This is a genomic window from Paenibacillus sp. BC26, assembly GCF_900116125.1.
GTDB lineage: Bacteria > Bacillota > Bacilli > Paenibacillales > Paenibacillaceae > Paenibacillus_Z > Paenibacillus_Z lignilyticus.
Genome location: NZ_FPAD01000006.1, coordinates 1 through 16,712, shown reverse-complemented (window position 1 = coordinate 16,712; position 16,712 = coordinate 1). Strand labels below are relative to the sequence as shown.

The 16,712-nt window shown below is 50.6% G+C and carries 16 protein-coding genes and 1 other RNA gene; 16 read left to right on the top strand and 1 reads right to left on the bottom strand.

The annotated features are described in order from the left end of the window. Positions 1-20 precede the first annotated feature (20 nt). Positions 21-1,160, bottom strand: coding sequence for a S8 family peptidase (locus BM412_RS28520; protein WP_240548365.1), 1,140 nt, complete (start codon positions 1,158-1,160; stop codon positions 21-23). 390 nt (positions 1,161-1,550) lie between these two features. Between BM412_RS28520 and rpoE the strand changes: the two genes are divergently transcribed. The 16 genes from rpoE to BM412_RS28440 all read left to right on the top strand — a co-directional run bounded on the left by rpoE (position 1,551) and on the right by BM412_RS28440 (position 16,413). Beyond that, positions 1,551-2,126 carry a DNA-directed RNA polymerase subunit delta gene (gene rpoE, locus BM412_RS28515; protein ID WP_091225106.1) on the top strand — a complete coding sequence of 192 codons (576 nt, stop codon included), beginning with the start codon at positions 1,551-1,553 and terminating at the stop codon, positions 2,124-2,126. Between the two features lie 212 nt (positions 2,127-2,338). Next, positions 2,339-3,943 carry a CTP synthase gene (locus BM412_RS28510; protein ID WP_091225105.1) on the top strand — a complete coding sequence of 535 codons (1,605 nt, stop codon included), beginning with the start codon at positions 2,339-2,341 and terminating at the stop codon, positions 3,941-3,943. Between the two features lie 126 nt (positions 3,944-4,069). Beyond that, the gene (locus BM412_RS28505) at positions 4,070-4,468 is read left to right on the top strand and encodes a response regulator (protein ID WP_091225104.1); all 399 of its coding nucleotides are present in this window, start codon (positions 4,070-4,072) and stop codon (positions 4,466-4,468) included. 263 nt (positions 4,469-4,731) lie between these two features. After that, the gene (gene fba, locus BM412_RS28500) at positions 4,732-5,586 is read left to right on the top strand and encodes a class II fructose-1,6-bisphosphate aldolase (RefSeq protein ID WP_091225103.1); all 855 of its coding nucleotides are present in this window, start codon (positions 4,732-4,734) and stop codon (positions 5,584-5,586) included. Between the two features lie 184 nt (positions 5,587-5,770). Then, a complete protein-coding gene (locus BM412_RS28495) occupies positions 5,771-7,018 on the top strand; it encodes a UDP-N-acetylglucosamine 1-carboxyvinyltransferase (RefSeq protein ID WP_091225102.1) in 1,248 nt (415 codons plus the stop codon). Positions 7,019-7,144: 126 nt separating this feature from the next. Further along, positions 7,145-8,524, top strand: a complete 1,380-nt coding sequence (rho, locus tag BM412_RS28490) for a transcription termination factor Rho (RefSeq protein ID WP_091225101.1) — start codon at positions 7,145-7,147, stop codon at positions 8,522-8,524. Positions 8,525-8,590: 66 nt separating this feature from the next. Continuing rightward, on the top strand, positions 8,591-9,850 hold the full coding sequence (locus BM412_RS28485; protein WP_091225100.1) for a radical SAM family protein: 1,260 nt from the start codon (positions 8,591-8,593) through the stop codon (positions 9,848-9,850). Positions 9,851-9,982: 132 nt separating this feature from the next. After that, positions 9,983-10,180 (top strand): 50S ribosomal protein L31, encoded by a 198-nt coding sequence (gene rpmE / locus BM412_RS28480; protein ID WP_091225099.1) that lies wholly within the window; start codon positions 9,983-9,985, stop codon positions 10,178-10,180. An 83-nt stretch (positions 10,181-10,263) separates the two neighbouring features. Further along, positions 10,264-10,653 carry a hypothetical protein gene (locus BM412_RS28475; protein ID WP_091225098.1) on the top strand — a complete coding sequence of 130 codons (390 nt, stop codon included), beginning with the start codon at positions 10,264-10,266 and terminating at the stop codon, positions 10,651-10,653. Between the two features lie 87 nt (positions 10,654-10,740). Beyond that, positions 10,741-11,006: signal recognition particle sRNA large type (gene ffs / locus BM412_RS28470), an RNA gene on the top strand. Between the two features lie 141 nt (positions 11,007-11,147). Beyond that, a complete protein-coding gene (locus BM412_RS28465; protein WP_256256636.1) occupies positions 11,148-12,605 on the top strand; it encodes an ATP-binding protein in 1,458 nt (485 codons plus the stop codon). A 140-nt stretch (positions 12,606-12,745) separates the two neighbouring features. After that, positions 12,746-14,542 (top strand): DNA polymerase III subunit gamma/tau, encoded by a 1,797-nt coding sequence (dnaX, locus tag BM412_RS28460; RefSeq protein WP_091225097.1) that lies wholly within the window; start codon positions 12,746-12,748, stop codon positions 14,540-14,542. A 57-nt stretch (positions 14,543-14,599) separates the two neighbouring features. Then, the gene (locus BM412_RS28455) at positions 14,600-14,911 is read left to right on the top strand and encodes a YbaB/EbfC family nucleoid-associated protein (protein WP_091225096.1); all 312 of its coding nucleotides are present in this window, start codon (positions 14,600-14,602) and stop codon (positions 14,909-14,911) included. A 127-nt stretch (positions 14,912-15,038) separates the two neighbouring features. Beyond that, complete coding sequence (recR, locus tag BM412_RS28450; RefSeq protein ID WP_091225095.1) at positions 15,039-15,638, top strand: recombination mediator RecR; 600 nt, start codon at positions 15,039-15,041, stop codon at positions 15,636-15,638. A 236-nt stretch (positions 15,639-15,874) separates the two neighbouring features. Continuing rightward, complete coding sequence (locus tag BM412_RS28445; protein ID WP_091225094.1) at positions 15,875-16,153, top strand: YaaL family protein; 279 nt, start codon at positions 15,875-15,877, stop codon at positions 16,151-16,153. Further along, positions 16,150-16,413, top strand: a complete 264-nt coding sequence (locus BM412_RS28440) for a pro-sigmaK processing inhibitor BofA family protein (protein ID WP_091225093.1) — start codon at positions 16,150-16,152, stop codon at positions 16,411-16,413. Before BM412_RS28445 ends, BM412_RS28440 begins: the two co-directional genes overlap by 4 nt. Positions 16,414-16,712: the final 299 nt, after the last annotated feature.

Below are 16,712 nucleotides of genomic sequence, written 5' to 3'. Positions count from 1 at the left end.
AATAATCAAGGCCGCGAACCTTATCGGTCCCCGGCCTGCAGCATTCGCATTACATCGAGCTCTCCGGTGATCCGGGGAGCTTTTGTGCCCCTTAATGGCAGCATGGATCGTTTCACCACGGCCTTGATATCGCTTGGCGATAATCCGGGCCTGTGGGCAAGAAGCAAGGCAATGGCGCCGCTGACGTGCGAAGTGGCCATTGAGGTGCCGCTCATTTCGTTATACTTGCCTCGCAGCCAAGAAGAGAGAATTTTATCGCCCGGCGCATAAACGTCGATATATAATCCGCGGTTGCTGAACGGGGCGATTCTTCGCAGTCGGTTCGTTGCGCCGACGGCAATCGTTTGCGGATACCGCGCCGGATAGTCGATCGACTTCCGTTTGCCGTCATTTCCGGAGGAAGCGACGATGATGACGCCTGCGTTATAAGCATTGGTCACGGCCGTAAGCAGCGACTTGCTCCGTGTTTTCATGCCGAAGCTCATATTCACGATGTCCATATTATTGCGCACGCACCAATCGATGCCGAGTACGATATCAGAGACAAAGGCGCTTCCATTCTGATCGAATGCTTTCACGGGATAGACCGTCGCACGCGGAGCGACGCCAATCATGCCATGTACCTGATTGGCTGCGGCGATGGTGCCGGCAATATGGGTGCCGTGACCGTTGTCGTCATGCGGAAGCGATCCCCGATTAAGCAGGTTGATGCCCCGGCCCAGCGATTGCTTCAAATCCGGATGGCTGAAATCAACGCCGGTATCAATGACGCCGACCTTCACGCGGTGCCCGGTGGTTGTACTCCAGGCCAGCGGTGCTTTAATCTCCTGCACGCCCCAAGGAATACCTTTCTCGCGGATCACCGGTTTATATATGGAGGAGGAATGCACCGATAGGAGCGGGTCATTCTCGATCCAAATTCCGTCATGGGTATGAGAGCGAAGCACATCATTCGGTACGCGCAAAGAGAAGCCTTGGATGAATGGCAGATGACGGATAGCATCGGCCGCATTCGCCACGGTTTTGTCGATATTCGACCATTCTTGAAGGAAGCGCTCGTAGTCGCTCTTTTGCCGGAAGCGGACGATACGTCGCTTGGCGGCCGATGTGGTTTGGGTTAATGCGCTGTGCAGCAGGCGGAGAACTGCGGATCTGTCCAAGTTGGCTTCCCCTCCATGGCGAATCATGCTGCAGTATTGTATGAACGAGCGCAACAAGCTGTATGAGCAACTTGCCTTTTTTCACATAATTAGGCTGCAAACCGTGTCATTCGCCGTACGGGCACATAGTATAGACCAAGAGTCATTAACGGGCTCTTATAACCGGAAACGGCGGCAACGCCTCATCCGGAAGGATACAGTCAAAGCGAAGGCGCCTCCTTCGCTTTTTCTTTTTGCTCTCGTAAGCAGGTACGCTTGCTTTTTCCAAAGAAATAGGTTTTACTATAATTTGATAATGGATTGCTAACGCACAAAACGATTTCTCCTGCTAGGACAGCGAAGTCGGTTTTCCAGCGTTCAAGCAGTTTGACATGAGAGGAAGTGTCCGAAATGAGCAGCGAGATTGTGTTGAAAATCGATCCTGAGCGCATCAAGGAAATGCCGATGGTTGATTTGGCATTTGAATTGCTGAAAGCGGCTAATACGCCGTTTTACTATCGCGACCTAATGATGGAAATTGCAAAAGTTCGGGGCTTTTCCCAAGATCAAATCAACCAAGTGATTGCGCAAGTATATACGGAAATTAATATCGACGGACGTTTCGCGTGCGTCGGCAGCAATATGTGGGGATTGAAACGCTGGTATCCGGTTGAGAAGAACGAGGATCCGGTCGGTAATGCGAAGCGTTCACGCATCATCAATGATGAAGAGGACGACGACGATCTCTATCCGGATGAGGAAGAGGAAACTTACGCTGCTGAAGAGGATGACTTTGATTCTTACGATGAGGATCAAGAGCTCTTCGATGAAGCCGAAGAAGAAGCGGAAGTGGACGAAGAAGTTGTCATCGACGACGAAGAACTTGAAGAAGACGGCATTGACGACGTTGAAGGCGCAGATGGCGCGACTGACGAAGAAGATGCTGAGGATGACTTCGACGATGAAGATGAAGAGGAAGACAAATAGATTCGATTCTGCGGGACCCCTGCGTCTCTTGACATGGGGTATCCGTGCAGAGTAAACTATTGCATGGGCTTCAAGTTCGGACATGCAAGCAATAAGCCAAAAACAGAAAGTGCCCCGTTTATACGGGTGTCACTTTTTTCTTTTTTATCGACCATTTTTCTTCGGAAATTGGAGAACCTATACTTAACATACAGGCGTGGAGGGTATCATCAGTGACTAAGTACATTTTTGTAACAGGCGGTGTCGTATCATCGCTGGGCAAAGGGATCACAGCCGCATCGCTCGGACGTTTGCTCAAGAATCGCGGTCTTAAAGTGACCATCCAGAAGTTCGACCCGTACATCAACGTGGACCCGGGAACGATGAGTCCATACCAGCATGGTGAAGTTTTCGTAACGGACGATGGTGCCGAGACGGATTTGGATTTGGGTCACTATGAGCGTTTCATTGACATCAATTTGTCGAAGAACAGCAACGTGACAACGGGTAAAATCTACTCCACCGTTATTTCGAAAGAACGCCGCGGTGAATATTTGGGCGGAACGGTTCAAGTTATTCCTCACATCACGAACGAGATCAAAGATCGCGTATTCCGCGCAGGCAAAGAAACGGGTGCGGATGTTGTGATTACGGAGATCGGCGGTACGGTAGGCGATATCGAGAGCCTTCCGTTCTTGGAAGCGATTCGTCAAATTAAGAGCGATATCGGCCGTGATAACGTGATGTACATTCACGTTACGCTGATTCCGTTCATCAAAGCGGCAGGCGAAGTGAAGACAAAACCGACACAGCACAGCGTGAAGGAACTGAGAAGCATCGGAATTCAGCCGAATGTGATCGTTTGTCGTACGGAGCATGAGCTTGCAGACGATTTGAAACGCAAAATCGCGCTATTCTGCGATATTGATGCGAATGCCGTTGTGGAATGCCGCGATGCATCGACACTCTACGAAGTGCCGCTGAATCTGCGAGAGCAAGGCCTCGACGATATCGTTGTGAATCATTTGAAGCTGACAACTACGCCTCCGGATATGACGGAGTGGGAAGCGCTCGTTCGCCGTGTGCAGCAGCTTAGCCGTACAACTGAAATTGCGATTGTCGGCAAATACGTTGCGCTTCACGATGCGTATTTGAGTATCGTAGAATCGCTAAGCCACGCAGGCTTCGACGCGGATGCGGATGTGAAGGTGCGCTGGGTTAATGCGGAAGAATTAACCGATCAGAACGTTGCGGACAAATTGCACGGCGTGCATGGCGTCTTGGTACCGGGCGGCTTCGGCGATCGCGGTATCGAAGGCAAAATCATCGCGATTCGTTACGCGCGTGAGAACGCAGTACCGTTCTTCGGTATTTGCTTGGGTATGCAAGTTGCGGTTATCGAATATGCACGAAATGTTTCGGGTTTGAAGGATGCGAACAGCTCCGAGATCAACCCGCTTACGCAATATCCGGTGATTGATCTGCTGCCGGAGCAGAAGGACATCGAAGATATGGGCGGCACGATGCGCCTTGGACTATATCCTTGTAAGCTGACGCCGGGCTCGCTGTCCGCGCGTGAGTACGATGATGAGCTTGTTTATGAGCGTCACCGCCACCGTTATGAGTTCAACAACGAGTACCGTGAAACGATCGAATCCGCTGGTCTGCGCATTACGGGTACGTCCCCGGATGGCCGCCTTGTTGAGATGGTCGAGCTTCCGGGTCACCCGTGGTTCCTGGCTGTTCAGTTCCATCCGGAGTTCACTTCCCGTCCGAACCGTCCGCAGCCGTTGTTCCGTGGTTTCGTAAGAGCGGCGCTTGAGAAAGCCGAGAAATAAATCGGTTTGAAGTTTTTTTCCAGTGAAAGCAGGAATATGAGTGGCAGGGCGCGAAATCATTAACGAATATGGAATTCAAATCCAATCGTGACGATGATTGTCGTACATTCATAGGAGGGTTTCAAGTTGGAAAACAAGAAAGTCTTAATTGTCGATGATCAGAATGGTATTCGTATTTTGCTCATGGAAGTGTTTAGCAGTGAAGGCTACACTACTTTCCAGGCGCCTAATGGCAAGCTGGCACTGGAGATCGTGAGAAACGAAGCACCGGATCTTGTTTTGCTAGATATGAAAATTCCGGGTATGGACGGATTGGAAATATTGAAGCATGTCAAAGCGATCAACAAAGACATTAAAGTCATCATGATGACCGCGTATGGCGAGCTTGACATGATTAAAGAAGCGACTGATCACGGCGCGCTTATGCATTTCACCAAGCCGTTTGATATCGATGAGATGCGAATGGCGGTTAACTTACAGCTGCGCAGCGAAGAAGCAGGCGGCTGGTATGCAGTAGGATCCTAAGTACAAGGATCCTGCTGTTTTTTTTTGCCCAAGTCCGCATAACACGGGAGCGATTCATCGATTTCCAAGACTTGTACCAAACGAATCATGATTGTGTTATAATCATTTGGTGCGATATTTGAAGCGTGTTTTCGTTACTTAAGCGCATGTCTTCAATGCCGGTTGTCAGCATCCGTGCTGAGGCGGTTTTGCGAAGCGTCGCATATCAAAGACAAATTTATGGAGCGCTAAGCTTCATAAAACACTAGGAGGAGTAGAGAACCATGCCACTCGTTTCGATGAATGAATTCCTGCCAAAGGCAAAAGCAAACAAATTCGCGGTCGGTCAGTTCAACATGAACAACCTGGAGTTCGCGCAAGCGATCACAGAAGCCGCAATGGAAGAAAACGCGCCATTTATTTTTGGTGTATCCGAAGGCGCCCTTAAATATATGGGTATTGAGTACACTGTCGCTATTGCTGAAGCAGCAGCGAAGAAATCCGGTTTGCCGATCGCGCTTCACCTGGATCACGGTAGCAGCTTTGAAGTTGCGATGAAATGTATCCGTGCAGGATTCTCTTCCGTTATGTTTGACGGTTCCCACTACGGACTAGAAGAAAATATCGAATTGACTAAACAAGTTGTTAAAGCGGCTCGCGCTATGGGCGTATCCGTTGAAGGTGAGCTTGGCACAATCGGCGGCGTTGAGGATGATATCAGCGTTGACGAAGAAGATGCATCGCTTGCTAAGCCGGCTGAAGCAATCCGTTTCTACGAAGAAACAGGCGTTGACTGCTTGGCGATTGCTGTAGGTACAGCTCACGGTATGTACAAAGGCGAACCGAAAATTCATTATGATATCATTCAAAAAGTATCGGATGCTATTCCGGTACCGGTTGTATTGCACGGCGGTTCCGGCGTACCGGACGAAGCAATTCGTTTGTCCATCGCTGCAGGCGTAGGCAAAATCAACGTAAACACAGAGAACCAAGTGGCTTGCACGAACGCGATCCGCGAAGTGCTTGGCGCAAGTGCATCCGTTTACGATCCGCGTAAATATTTGGTACCAGCTCGTTCCGCAATGAAAGCAGTCGTACAAGAGAAAATCCGGTTGTTCGGCAGCAGCAACCAGGCTTAACTTCCGAAAGCTATAGAATCGAACAGCCGCGTTTAGCGCGAATCAGAAGCAGGCGCTCCCGTCCGTCAAGAAATCTCTTGATAGAAGGAGCGCTTGCTTTGTGGCATATAGGGTTTATGTTATGCGCCGGATAGCGGCTGCTCGTTTCGTTGCTCTCTTCCGGATGGGAGGATAATAAGAACTGATGGATAAACTAATGATCCGCGGCGGACGTCCGCTGCGCGGCACCGTGCAAATCAGCGGCGCGAAGAACAGTGCAGTTGCCTTACTACCTGCGGCAATATTGGCAGAATCAACAGTCACGCTGGATAATTTGCCTCACCTTAGCGATGTGGCCGTATACAGTGAAATATTAGAAGAGCTTGGCGGACATGTGCATTGGAGCGGGGATTCCATCGTCATTGATCCTTCTGCCATGCAATCCATTCCGATGCCCAACGGAAAAGTAAAGCTGCTTCGTGCATCGTATTACTTGATGGGTGCGCTGCTTGGCCGATTCGGCGAAGCGACAATCGGTTTGCCGGGCGGTTGTAATTTTGAGCCGCGTCCAATCGATCAGCATATTAAAGGCTTTGAAGCGCTTGGCGCGCAAGTAACCAACGACCACGGCTCCGTACGGATAGTGGCGAAGGAACTGCGCGGCGCGAAGATTTACCTCGATGTTGTAAGTGTAGGGGCAACGATTAATATTATGCTTGCGGCCTCCCGGGCCAAAGGCTCTACCATTATCGAAAACGCGGCAAAAGAGCCTGAAATCATAGATGTAGCTACGCTTCTTAGCGCGATGGGCGCCAAGATCAAAGGTGCCGGAACAGAAACGATTCGGATCGAAGGCGTAGAGCGGCTGCATGGCTGCAGACACTCCATTATTCCTGACCGAATTCAAGCAGGCACGTACATGATTGCCGCAGCGGCAACGCGCGGCGACGTATTAATTGATAATGTCATTCCGAAGCATATGGAAGCAGTAACGGCTAAGCTGCAAGAGATGGGCGTTCATGTCTATGAAATGGACGAGTCCATTCGCATTGTAGGACAGCCGAAGTATGAAGCAATCGATGTGAAAGCCCTGGTGTACCCCGGCTTTGCCACGGATTTGCAATCCCCGATGACCAGCCTGCTGACACAGACGACAGGAGTAAGTATCCTAAGCGACTATGTTTACAGCAATCGATTCAAGCATGTTCCGGAATTAACGCGAATGGGCGCTAACATTCGGGTGGAAGGCCGTTCGGCTATCGTCGAAGGCGGTCCATTGAATGCGGCTAAAGTGCGTGCAGCTGATTTGCGTGCAGGTGCGGCGCTTGTGGTAGCGGCATTAACGGTGAGCGAGGGCGTTACGGAGATCACCGGTGTGGAATATATTGATCGAGGTTATGACAATTTAGTCGAGAATTTACGGATGCTCGGCGCAGACGTTTGGCGCGAGTAGCAGAATAAGCGGATAGCCGGAAGCTATTCCGCTATAGGAATCGGTCTCTGGAATAGAGTGGGCCGATTCCGGCAATGATGGATGAGGCTTGGAATTATTTTGAACCTTGATAAAAGTGGTGATACTATGTCTGAACTTCAGATCGCGGATCTTGAAGTGATGAAGCTCACAGAGCTTTATAAACTGGCCAAACAGCATCAAATACAGGGCTATGGTCAGCTGAAGAAGAGAGAATTAATTTTTGCCATACTGCGCGCGCAAGCGGAGCAGAGCGGACTTATGTTTATGCAGGGTGTACTTGAGATTTTACCGGAAGGTTTCGGATTTCTACGACCGATTAACTATTTGCCAAGTCCAGAGGACATCTACATCTCAGCCTCGCAAATCCGCAAGTTTGACCTCCGCACAGGCGATTTAGTATCAGGCAAATGCCGAGCTCCCAAAGAAAACGAACGCTTTTTTGGATTACTTCAAGTAAATGCCGTTAATGGAGAAAGCCCCGAACATGCTGCAGAACGCCTTCATTTTCCAGCCCTTACTCCTCTCTATCCCGAAAAGAAACTAGTTCTCGAAACCGCCCAGCCTAAATTATCTACACGGATTATGGATTTACTTGCGCCGGTTGGTCTTGGCCAGCGCGGACTTATCGTAGCACCGCCTAAAGCGGGGAAAACATTGCTGCTTAAAGAAATCGCCAACAGCATTTCCACCAATAATCCGGAAATCGAATTATTTGTACTGCTCATTGATGAGCGTCCGGAAGAAGTAACGGATATGTCTCGTTCGGTAAAAGGCGAGGTTGTCGCTTCGACGTTCGATGAGCTGCCCGAAAATCATATTAAAGTTGCGGAATTGGTGCTGGAGCGCGCATTACGTCTTGTGGAACATAAGAAAGACGTCGTTATTTTGCTGGATAGCATTACACGTCTTGCTCGTGCCTACAACTTGGTTGTACCTGCATCGGGGCGTACGTTAAGCGGCGGTATCGATCCGGCAGCTTTCCACCGTCCGAAGCGGTTTTTCGGGTCGGCACGTAACGTGGAGGAAGGCGGCAGCTTGACGATTCTGGCAACTGCGCTGATTGAAACAGGCTCGCGTATGGATGATATTATTTATGAAGAATTTAAGGGTACGGGGAATATGGAGCTTCATCTGGACCGCAAGCTCGCGGAACGCCGTATTTTCCCTGCACTGGATATTCGCCGCTCGGGAACGCGCCGCGAAGAGATGCTCCTGACCAAAGAACAGCTGGATAAAGTATGGGCGATTCGCAAGAACATGAACGATTCCATGGAGTTTGTGGATGGCTTCTTGAAGAAGCTCGCCGACACGAAGGATAACGAGGAGTTCTTGGCCTCGCTGGACACTTCTGCCGTAACGCCGCCACCGGCGCCGAGAAACAGACCCGGCACAACCGGGGGCAGCAGCAGACCTAGCTCAGGCTCGAGCAGCGGTGCAACAAGCGCTTCGAGAAGACCGTCTACACGTACGACACCTGTCACATAGATTGAAAGTCGTTTTGCACACGCGGCATTTCATTATGCATGGGGCAAAACTTTTAGGAGGTACATCATGAATCTCGTTTACGCAGACGAACACGGTAATTTGTTCGATCATCCCGATTGGACGGGGCTTGGCCGCAGCGGCGATATGATCGTCGAGCTGATGGAGGATGAGCTGATTCCTCTTCCTGAAGGCGCAACGATGGTCGGTCTGCCGCATACCCGGCCGATCGGCATTCATAATGCATCCGGTGAGATGCGTCCGCTGCCGGGCAATGTGCAGGCAGTTGGAGCGCTTTTGCCGCAAGGCTATACTCGTCTATGCATCCCGGGTTATATGAAGAGTGACAAGACGCAGAAGCTGCCGCTCTTTGGGTATTCGGCTGTCGTTTGGAAGGAAGACGGCTTCTATGTGACGGCGCAGAAATGCGACGATCCGGAACGCTGGAATCCGCTGAATTGCGACACGAATGAACTCAATGTCGGTGTCGAACGATTGCTAGCCAAGTATCCGGAGAACCGGCTCTACAAGCATCTGTCGAATTGCGCGCTTGGTTATGAGTGCTTAACCGCATCCAATACGTTTCTGCAGCGCTGGGAAGGCGCGGTGCCTGTGTCCTTCTCCTGCAATGCCGGCTGCTATGGCTGCATCTCGGAGCAGCCTGACGACAGCGGCTTCCCTGCACCGCAGACGCGCATGAACTTTAAGCCGACGGTAGAAGAAATCGTGGATGTGATGATGGAGCATCTCATTACGCCGGAATCCATCATCAGCTTCGGACAAGGCTGCGAAGGCGAGCCTTCGACGCAGGCCAGAATTATTATTGATGCTATGCGCGAAGTCCGCAAACGGACCTCGATGGGCTATATTAATATCAACACCAATGCGGGGCTGACGGATCACATCCGCGGCATCGTGGATGCCGGCCTTAACCTGATGCGTGTTAGTACCATTAGCGCGCTCGATGATCATTATAATGCCTACTACAAGCCACGCGGCTACAACCTGGCGAACGTCGAGAAATCACTTCGTTACGCAACGGATAAAGGTGTTTACACCTCCATCAACTATCTCATTTTCCCCGGCGTTACGGATCGTGAGGAAGAAATCGAAGCGATGCTCGGTTTCGTCAAACGCACGGGTCTCAAGCTTATCCAAATGCGGAATTTGAATATCGATCCGGAAAGCTACCTGGAGCTTATTCCGAAGCCGCAAGGGGAGATCTACGGCATGAAGCAAATGCTGGAGATTTTCGCGGATGAGCTGCCCGATGTAGTTATCGGATCTTACACCCATGTGCCTCCGGCGCCTGTGAAGCAGCCGTTATAGAGCTTTTTTGGTAAGCTGTGGGTCATCGACAAAAGCATTGCTTTCATAAGGGCGTCCATGCTATACTCTCCTTATGTTTTGTAATACACTCTGGGTCCGCATGTTGATTCAGGGCAGAAAGAGGTGAACGAGATGAAACAAGGTATTCATCCGACATACCACGTCACGACGGTAACTTGCGCTTGCGGCAACAGCTTCGAGTCTGGTTCGATTAAACAGAACCTGCGCGTAGAGATTTGCTCCGCTTGTCACCCATTCTTCACGGGTAAGCAGAAGTTCCTGGATGCCGGCGGTCGCGTCGACAAATTCAAAAAGAAATACGGTATCTAAGCCTTATTGGCCGGGATTTCCGGAAATTAGCAGAATACAAGAACCTCTCTCAGCCATCCTAATGGTTAAAGGGAGGTTTTTTTATGCGAAAGAAGCATCTTCTGCTTAGCGCACTAACACTTATGACTGCGATTTCGTTATCCGCTTGCGGAAACAATAAAGACGCCACCAATAATTATAATTCGAACTCCTATGGCCATGATGGCTATATGGGGCTTTCGAACAGCAATCCGCATCTGCCCAACCGAAATGGTCAATTCCTGAATTATGATAGCGACGGAGATTTTGCACAGCGTCAGTTGAAAAAGGTTAGCGGCATCGAGCGGACCAATATTATGTTTCAAGGACCTGAAATGTATGTAAACATCAAGCCTAAGCCTGGTGTTGATAAAGAGAAGCTGCGGGTAAAGGCGCTAGCCGTATTGCGGGATAACTTCCCGAGGTATAAGGTGCATGTCCGAATGGCAGGGTAATAATAAAGGGCCTCCTGACAACCCAGTGACAACTTCCAGCCAATAGGCGGTTGCACTTTGAGATAGAACAAGCTATACTTATTTTTGCCGTGCTAGACGGGGAGGTAGCGGTGCCCTGTAGCTCGCAATCCGCTGTAGCGAGGTTGAATCCCTTTTCTGAGGTTATGCTGATGTGGGGCTGGTGTTCATGAACAGTGTTGACGGTTGGGTCCTCCGCAATGGGCGCTTGTGAACGGGTCAGGTCCGGAAGGAAGCAGCCATAAGCAAGTTAGCTCATGTGCCGGAGGAGTGCTTGACCAGAGCTGGGAGTGGAAGTGCCGTCCATGTCACATCAATCGAAGTTAGGTGCACGGTCCTATTAATCAACAATAAACGACATTCTTGTTGACTCTTTATGAGCCAAAAAGGATGTTTGTTTATTTTCTGGCAGGATTATCAACTTTTGTGGACGAAAGGATTAGAGACGGATTGGATCTACGTAAAGGGGATAACGCATGTACGATATACCTTCTGCTTCCATTGTTCACTTAAGTTTGCAGGCGCTTGATAATTATTGTGCGCAGTTCGCTGGTACAATGATTGTTGTATTGGACGAGCTCGCCCGCATGGTCCATGTGAATATGCAGTTTTTGAAAGAAACGGGCTATACGGAAATGGATTTGCTCCATACGGCATTCCGCGGCATTGCGGAGAGCAAGCTCTTTCGTTCTGAACCTGAACATACTATTGAAGCAATCGTGAGCCATCTGCTTCTACCTTCGCGAGAATCCATTTCGATACATATACGACAAGCCGGCGGTGCTGTTATGCACACAACGACCGTGCCTATTATCGCACAAACCGAGCAGGGAATTCGTTGTCTGCTCTTGTTATATAATCAAGAAGCCGGGCAAGGCGCGAGCCTCATTGAGCGTTTCGGGGAAACGATGCTGCAAGATGAGCATATTGGCGTGATTCTGCTTCACCGGGAGACACTGCAAATTTTCGACATCAGTCCGCTTGCTTGCCAATTGCTGGGCGTAGCGAAGTCGGCTCTCGTTAATGAACAGCTGTCGTCATTTTTCGCAAGCGCGGAGAAGGAATATGCACTAATTTGTCAGGCGCTGGAGAGTGGGGAGCCGGTTCGGAACTACCCGATCACCTGGATCCACGATGAGAAGCGAAGCGACCTGCTCATGGATGTCGGTTTGCTTCGCAGCTGCGGGGAAGGCGGAGAAGGTGCTTATATCATCTTCAAGGATGTCACCAACCTGCGGTCGCTTGAGACGCAGGTGCAGCGAAGCGACCGACTCGCGATGATCGGCCAAATCGCGGCGGGGGCTGCGCACGAGATTCGCAATCCGCTGACAGCGATTCGGGGCTTCCTGCAAATGTTCCGCAAAACGATGATCGAACGCGAAATGAACAAAGAAAAAGAATACACGGAAATCATGCTGGGCGAATTGGACCGAATTAATCATCTTGTAGGCGAGTTTCTTCTGCTGAGTAAGCCGAAGGAAGTCATGACCAGCTCTGTGCAAGTGGGTTCCGTGCTGCGCGATATTATGCCTGTCGTCGCAAGTGAGGCGCTTCTTTATAATGTAAACGTTATCTGGGATGAGGAACTGGAGCTACCCCGTGTACTGGCGGATGCGGAAATGCTGAAGCAGGTTTTCCTGAACTTATGTAAGAACGGCATTGAAGCGATGTCGGCAGGCGGAACGCTCACGGTAAGGGGCTCCGTTGTAAAGGCAGGCGGGAAGTCGCAGCTGCTAATTGAAATTGAAGATACAGGTTCGGGGATTCCGGTGGGTCTGATTGATAAAATATTCGATCCGTTCGTGACGACGAAACAGAACGGAACCGGGCTTGGTCTTTCGGTTTGCCAGCGTATTTTGCATGACTTTGGCGGAAGCATTACAGCAGCGGCCAGACAGAAAGGGGCACTTCTGCAGGTTGTGCTCCCTTGCTAAACCTCATTTTGAGCGCTTTCTGCCAAGGTGAAGGAAGAAACGTGCAGGAGAACGGTTTTTTTGGCTGGCGGCATCGTGTATAATAGAAGGACCGGGCATTTCAGCCCCGCGAACGAAAGCAGCCGAAAGGAACGGAACGTATGTCACATATCGCCTTATATCGTGCCTGGCGTCCGCAGACGTTCCAGGACATGGTCGGCCAGCAGCATATCATTCAAACTTTGCAGAATGCGATACGCGAAGATCGTGTATCCCATGCCTATTTATTTAACGGCCCCAGAGGAACGGGGAAAACAACCGCGGCTAAAGTACTGGCCAAAGCCATCAACTGTGAACGCGGACCGATGACCGAGCCTTGCAACGTCTGCGATGCGTGCCGAGGCATAACCGCCGGCACGATTATGGATGTTGTGGAGATCGATGCGGCATCCAACCGCGGTATAGACGAAATAAGGGATATTCGGGATAAGGTTCGTTATGCGCCTTCCGAAGTACGCTTCAAAGTGTACATTATCGATGAAGTGCACATGCTGACGACCGAAGCATTCAACGCCCTGCTGAAGACGCTAGAAGAACCGCCGTCTCACGTCATCTTCATCTTGGCGACGACGGAACCCCATAAGCTGCCGGCTACGATAATTTCTCGCTGTCAGCGGTTCGATTTCCGTCAAGTCTCTTTGCCGGAGCAGACCGAACGTCTCCGCCAAATTTGTACCGAAGAAGGCATCCAAGCCGAAGACGATGCACTCGCTTATATTGCGAGACTGTCGGACGGCGGGATGCGGGACGCGATCAGCTTGCTCGAGCAGGTCTCGGCTTACAGCGGGGAACGAATTACGCTGAACGATGCCGTCGATGTAACCGGTGGACTAGCTGCGGAACAGTTCGAGCAGTTAGCCGATGCGATCAGAGCCCGTGATGCCGGGGCCGTAATGCCTTTGGTGGAAGGGCTGATGCAAGCCGGCAAGAGTGCAGATAAGTGTCTGGAGAACTTAATATACTATTTCAGGGACCTGCTCGTGTTGAAGCTTGCTCCGCAAGGGAAAGCCGCAACGGAGCGGATCGTTGATCAGGCGAAGTACCGAGAGGTTGCCGAAGCATTTAGCGCCGAGCTGCTGTTTCGCATGATAGACGTGCTTAACGGCTATCAGCTGGAGATCAAGCATGCCGCACTGCCGCAAACGATATTCGAGATCGCGCTTATGAAGATCTGCACGATGCAGGAGGCAGGCGGTGCTCAGGTTGCCGCTTCGGCGTCTGTCGCCGTAGGTGAATCTGCAGCGGGCAGCGCTCCTGCGGGAGAAGTACAGCGCCTGCAGCAGCGCATCGATGCGCTGGAGCGCAAGATTGAACAGCTCGTGGCCAGCGGCGTGCGTCCGGAGGCAGGTGCTGCACCAGGCGGCGATCAGGCCGGAGCGGCGCAGCGCGGCGCGCGAGGTTCTTCGAACTTCGGTGCGAAGAGCGGAGCCGGCGGGGGAGCGAGCTCGATTGCCCGCGTCAAGCTGGATCCGTTCCTTGCCGCGGCGGAGAGCCAGGCGACAGGGCAGGTGCGGATGAGGTGGAGCGACATTTTGCAGCGTGTGAAAGGGAATAATATTTCGACACATGCTTGGTTTGTGAATGGCGATCCCGTCTCAGCCGCCGATAATACCATCCTTGTTGCATTCAAGAACTCCATTCACCGGGAAACGACAGAGAAGCCTGCCAATCGCGAGGTTATCGAACGGGTTCTGCATGAGGCGTTTAATCGTCCGATTCGTCTGGCAACCGTCATGCTGAAAGAATGGCAGACGGCAACCGAGAACGGACCTGCTCCTGCAGGCGAGCTGCTCATGCTCCAGCAAGATGAAGCGGGTGCGGCGCCGGCGGAGCCGGAGTGGGTTGAAGAGGCTGTTAAGCTGTTTGGCGAAGACCTCGTTGTTATTGAAGACAACTGATGTCATGCGACGTAATGAGCGTTCGAATCTAACTATAATTGAGGAGTGACTTTCACGATGAACAACATGAACCAGATGATGAAGCAAGTTAAGAAAATGCAGGAGCAAATGCTTAAAGCACAAGAGGAGCTTGGAACTAAGCTAATCGAAGGTTCTGCGGGCGGCGGTGTCGTTACTGTACAAGTAAACGGCCATAAGAATGTACAAAGCATCATCATCAAGCCGGAAGCAGTAGATCCGGACGATATCGAAATGCTGCAAGACCTTGTTCTGACAGCGGTTAACGATGCGTTGACTAAAGCAGATGAACTGGCAAACAAAGACATGGGCAAATTCACGGGCGGCATGAAGATCCCGGGCCTATTCTAAATTCTAAGCATTTATAGGTTTCACATGAATAAATGAGCTTAGAATTCTCTGGGATGAAACGCGCCGCGCCGCCAAGGCTGCAGCCGTTTCACCTTGAAACGTTCCAAACGAGTAGAGGAGCTGCGCCTTGTATTATCCCGAACCGATTGCCAAACTTATTGATGCCTTCAGCCGGTTGCCGGGCATCGGTCCGAAGACGGCGGCCAGACTGGCTTTTCATGTTTTGAAAATGAAGGAAGACGACGTTATAGATTTCGCGAAGGCGCTGGTCAGCGTCAAGCGTAACCTGCATTACTGCTCCGTATGCTGCAACATTACCGATACCGATCCTTGCCGAATTTGTCAGGACAAGAGCAGAGATAACTCCGTTATCTGTGTCGTTCAGGAATCGCGGGATTTGGTTGCCATGGAGCGCACGAAGGAGTTTCAGGGACAATATCATGTCCTCCAAGGAGCGATATCGCCGATGGAGGGGATTGGACCCGACGAAATCCGCATTGCCGAACTATTGAGACGATTGAGCGACGAACGGGTACAAGAGATGATTCTCGCCACGAATCCCAATATTGAAGGCGAAGCGACTGCGATGTACTTATCGCGGCTCGTCAAACCGTTTGGCATCAAAGTAACCCGTATCGCGCATGGACTCCCTGTCGGGGGCGATTTGGAATATGCGGATGAGGTTACCTTGTCCAAGGCGCTTGAAGGCCGCAGAGAATTAGGATAATCAGTTTTGAAGACAAGCTCCGTGAGAGATCGCTCTCCCGGGGCTTTTTTTTATTTCGGAAAGAAGTGAGCGGCACCGTCGAATGGGCGGCGATCGCCGGTTCATCTTATTTGAGCTGCTTTTTGAAGTGGCGCGGGAAGCTTGTTCTATTTCTCTTTCTCTTTCATACATTTCAACTATATGCCGTGGCAATTGCGAGCTGTAAGGGAAACAGGAATGAGCGAGGAGTGAATGCGATGTGGGCGAAATGGCTGCGTACGAAGAAACAGGCTGCCGCACTGAAGTTAAAGAAGAGTGAACAGGATGAGCAGGTGGAGCTTTATGCAGAGATTAAGACAGCGAAACAAGAGTGGGATAATGCTTACCGATACTTCGATAACGCTCTTGGCAAAGATCAAATCGACTACGCCATATTTGCGATTGGGGCAGCGGAGAAGCGTTATGAAATGCTGATCAGAAAAGCGAAACGATTACCGGTCGAATGGTCGACCTTAAAGGGGGGAGTTAGTGGATGAAAGTCATTTGGCTGGTTAGTCTAATTGTATCTTCCTTGCTCTTAATTGCTGTTATGCTGAGGCATCGATTGCCGCTGCAGTGGGTGAGGCGATTTGCTTTGCACCTTATTGCGGCAGCATTGACCCTGTACGTTCTGAATTATTCGGGATTGATCTCGGGGATGGAAGTACCGTTGAATCCGGTAACGATCGGGACTACAGTGCTGCTGGGTATCCCGGGCATTGCATTAATTCTCGGTCTGCAAATGACACTGTTATAAGTGGATAACATTAGAATTCACGAAATGCAAAAGAACACTTGACCGCGGGCGCGCGGATATGTTAAATTAGTTCTCGCGTCACTTAACGGAACATGAGTTGCAAAAATAATTTAAAAAAAGTGCTTGCAATTAACTGACCGAATGTGATATATTAATCAAGTCGCCGCTGAGACATGGGCGCACAAAACAAGAAGTATTTGTTCCTTGAAAACTGAACAATGAGCGACCAGTCAAATGGTTATAAATCGCGAAACATAACGTTTCGCAAAGCTAGTTTTTTGAATGAGCTACCAAGCGAA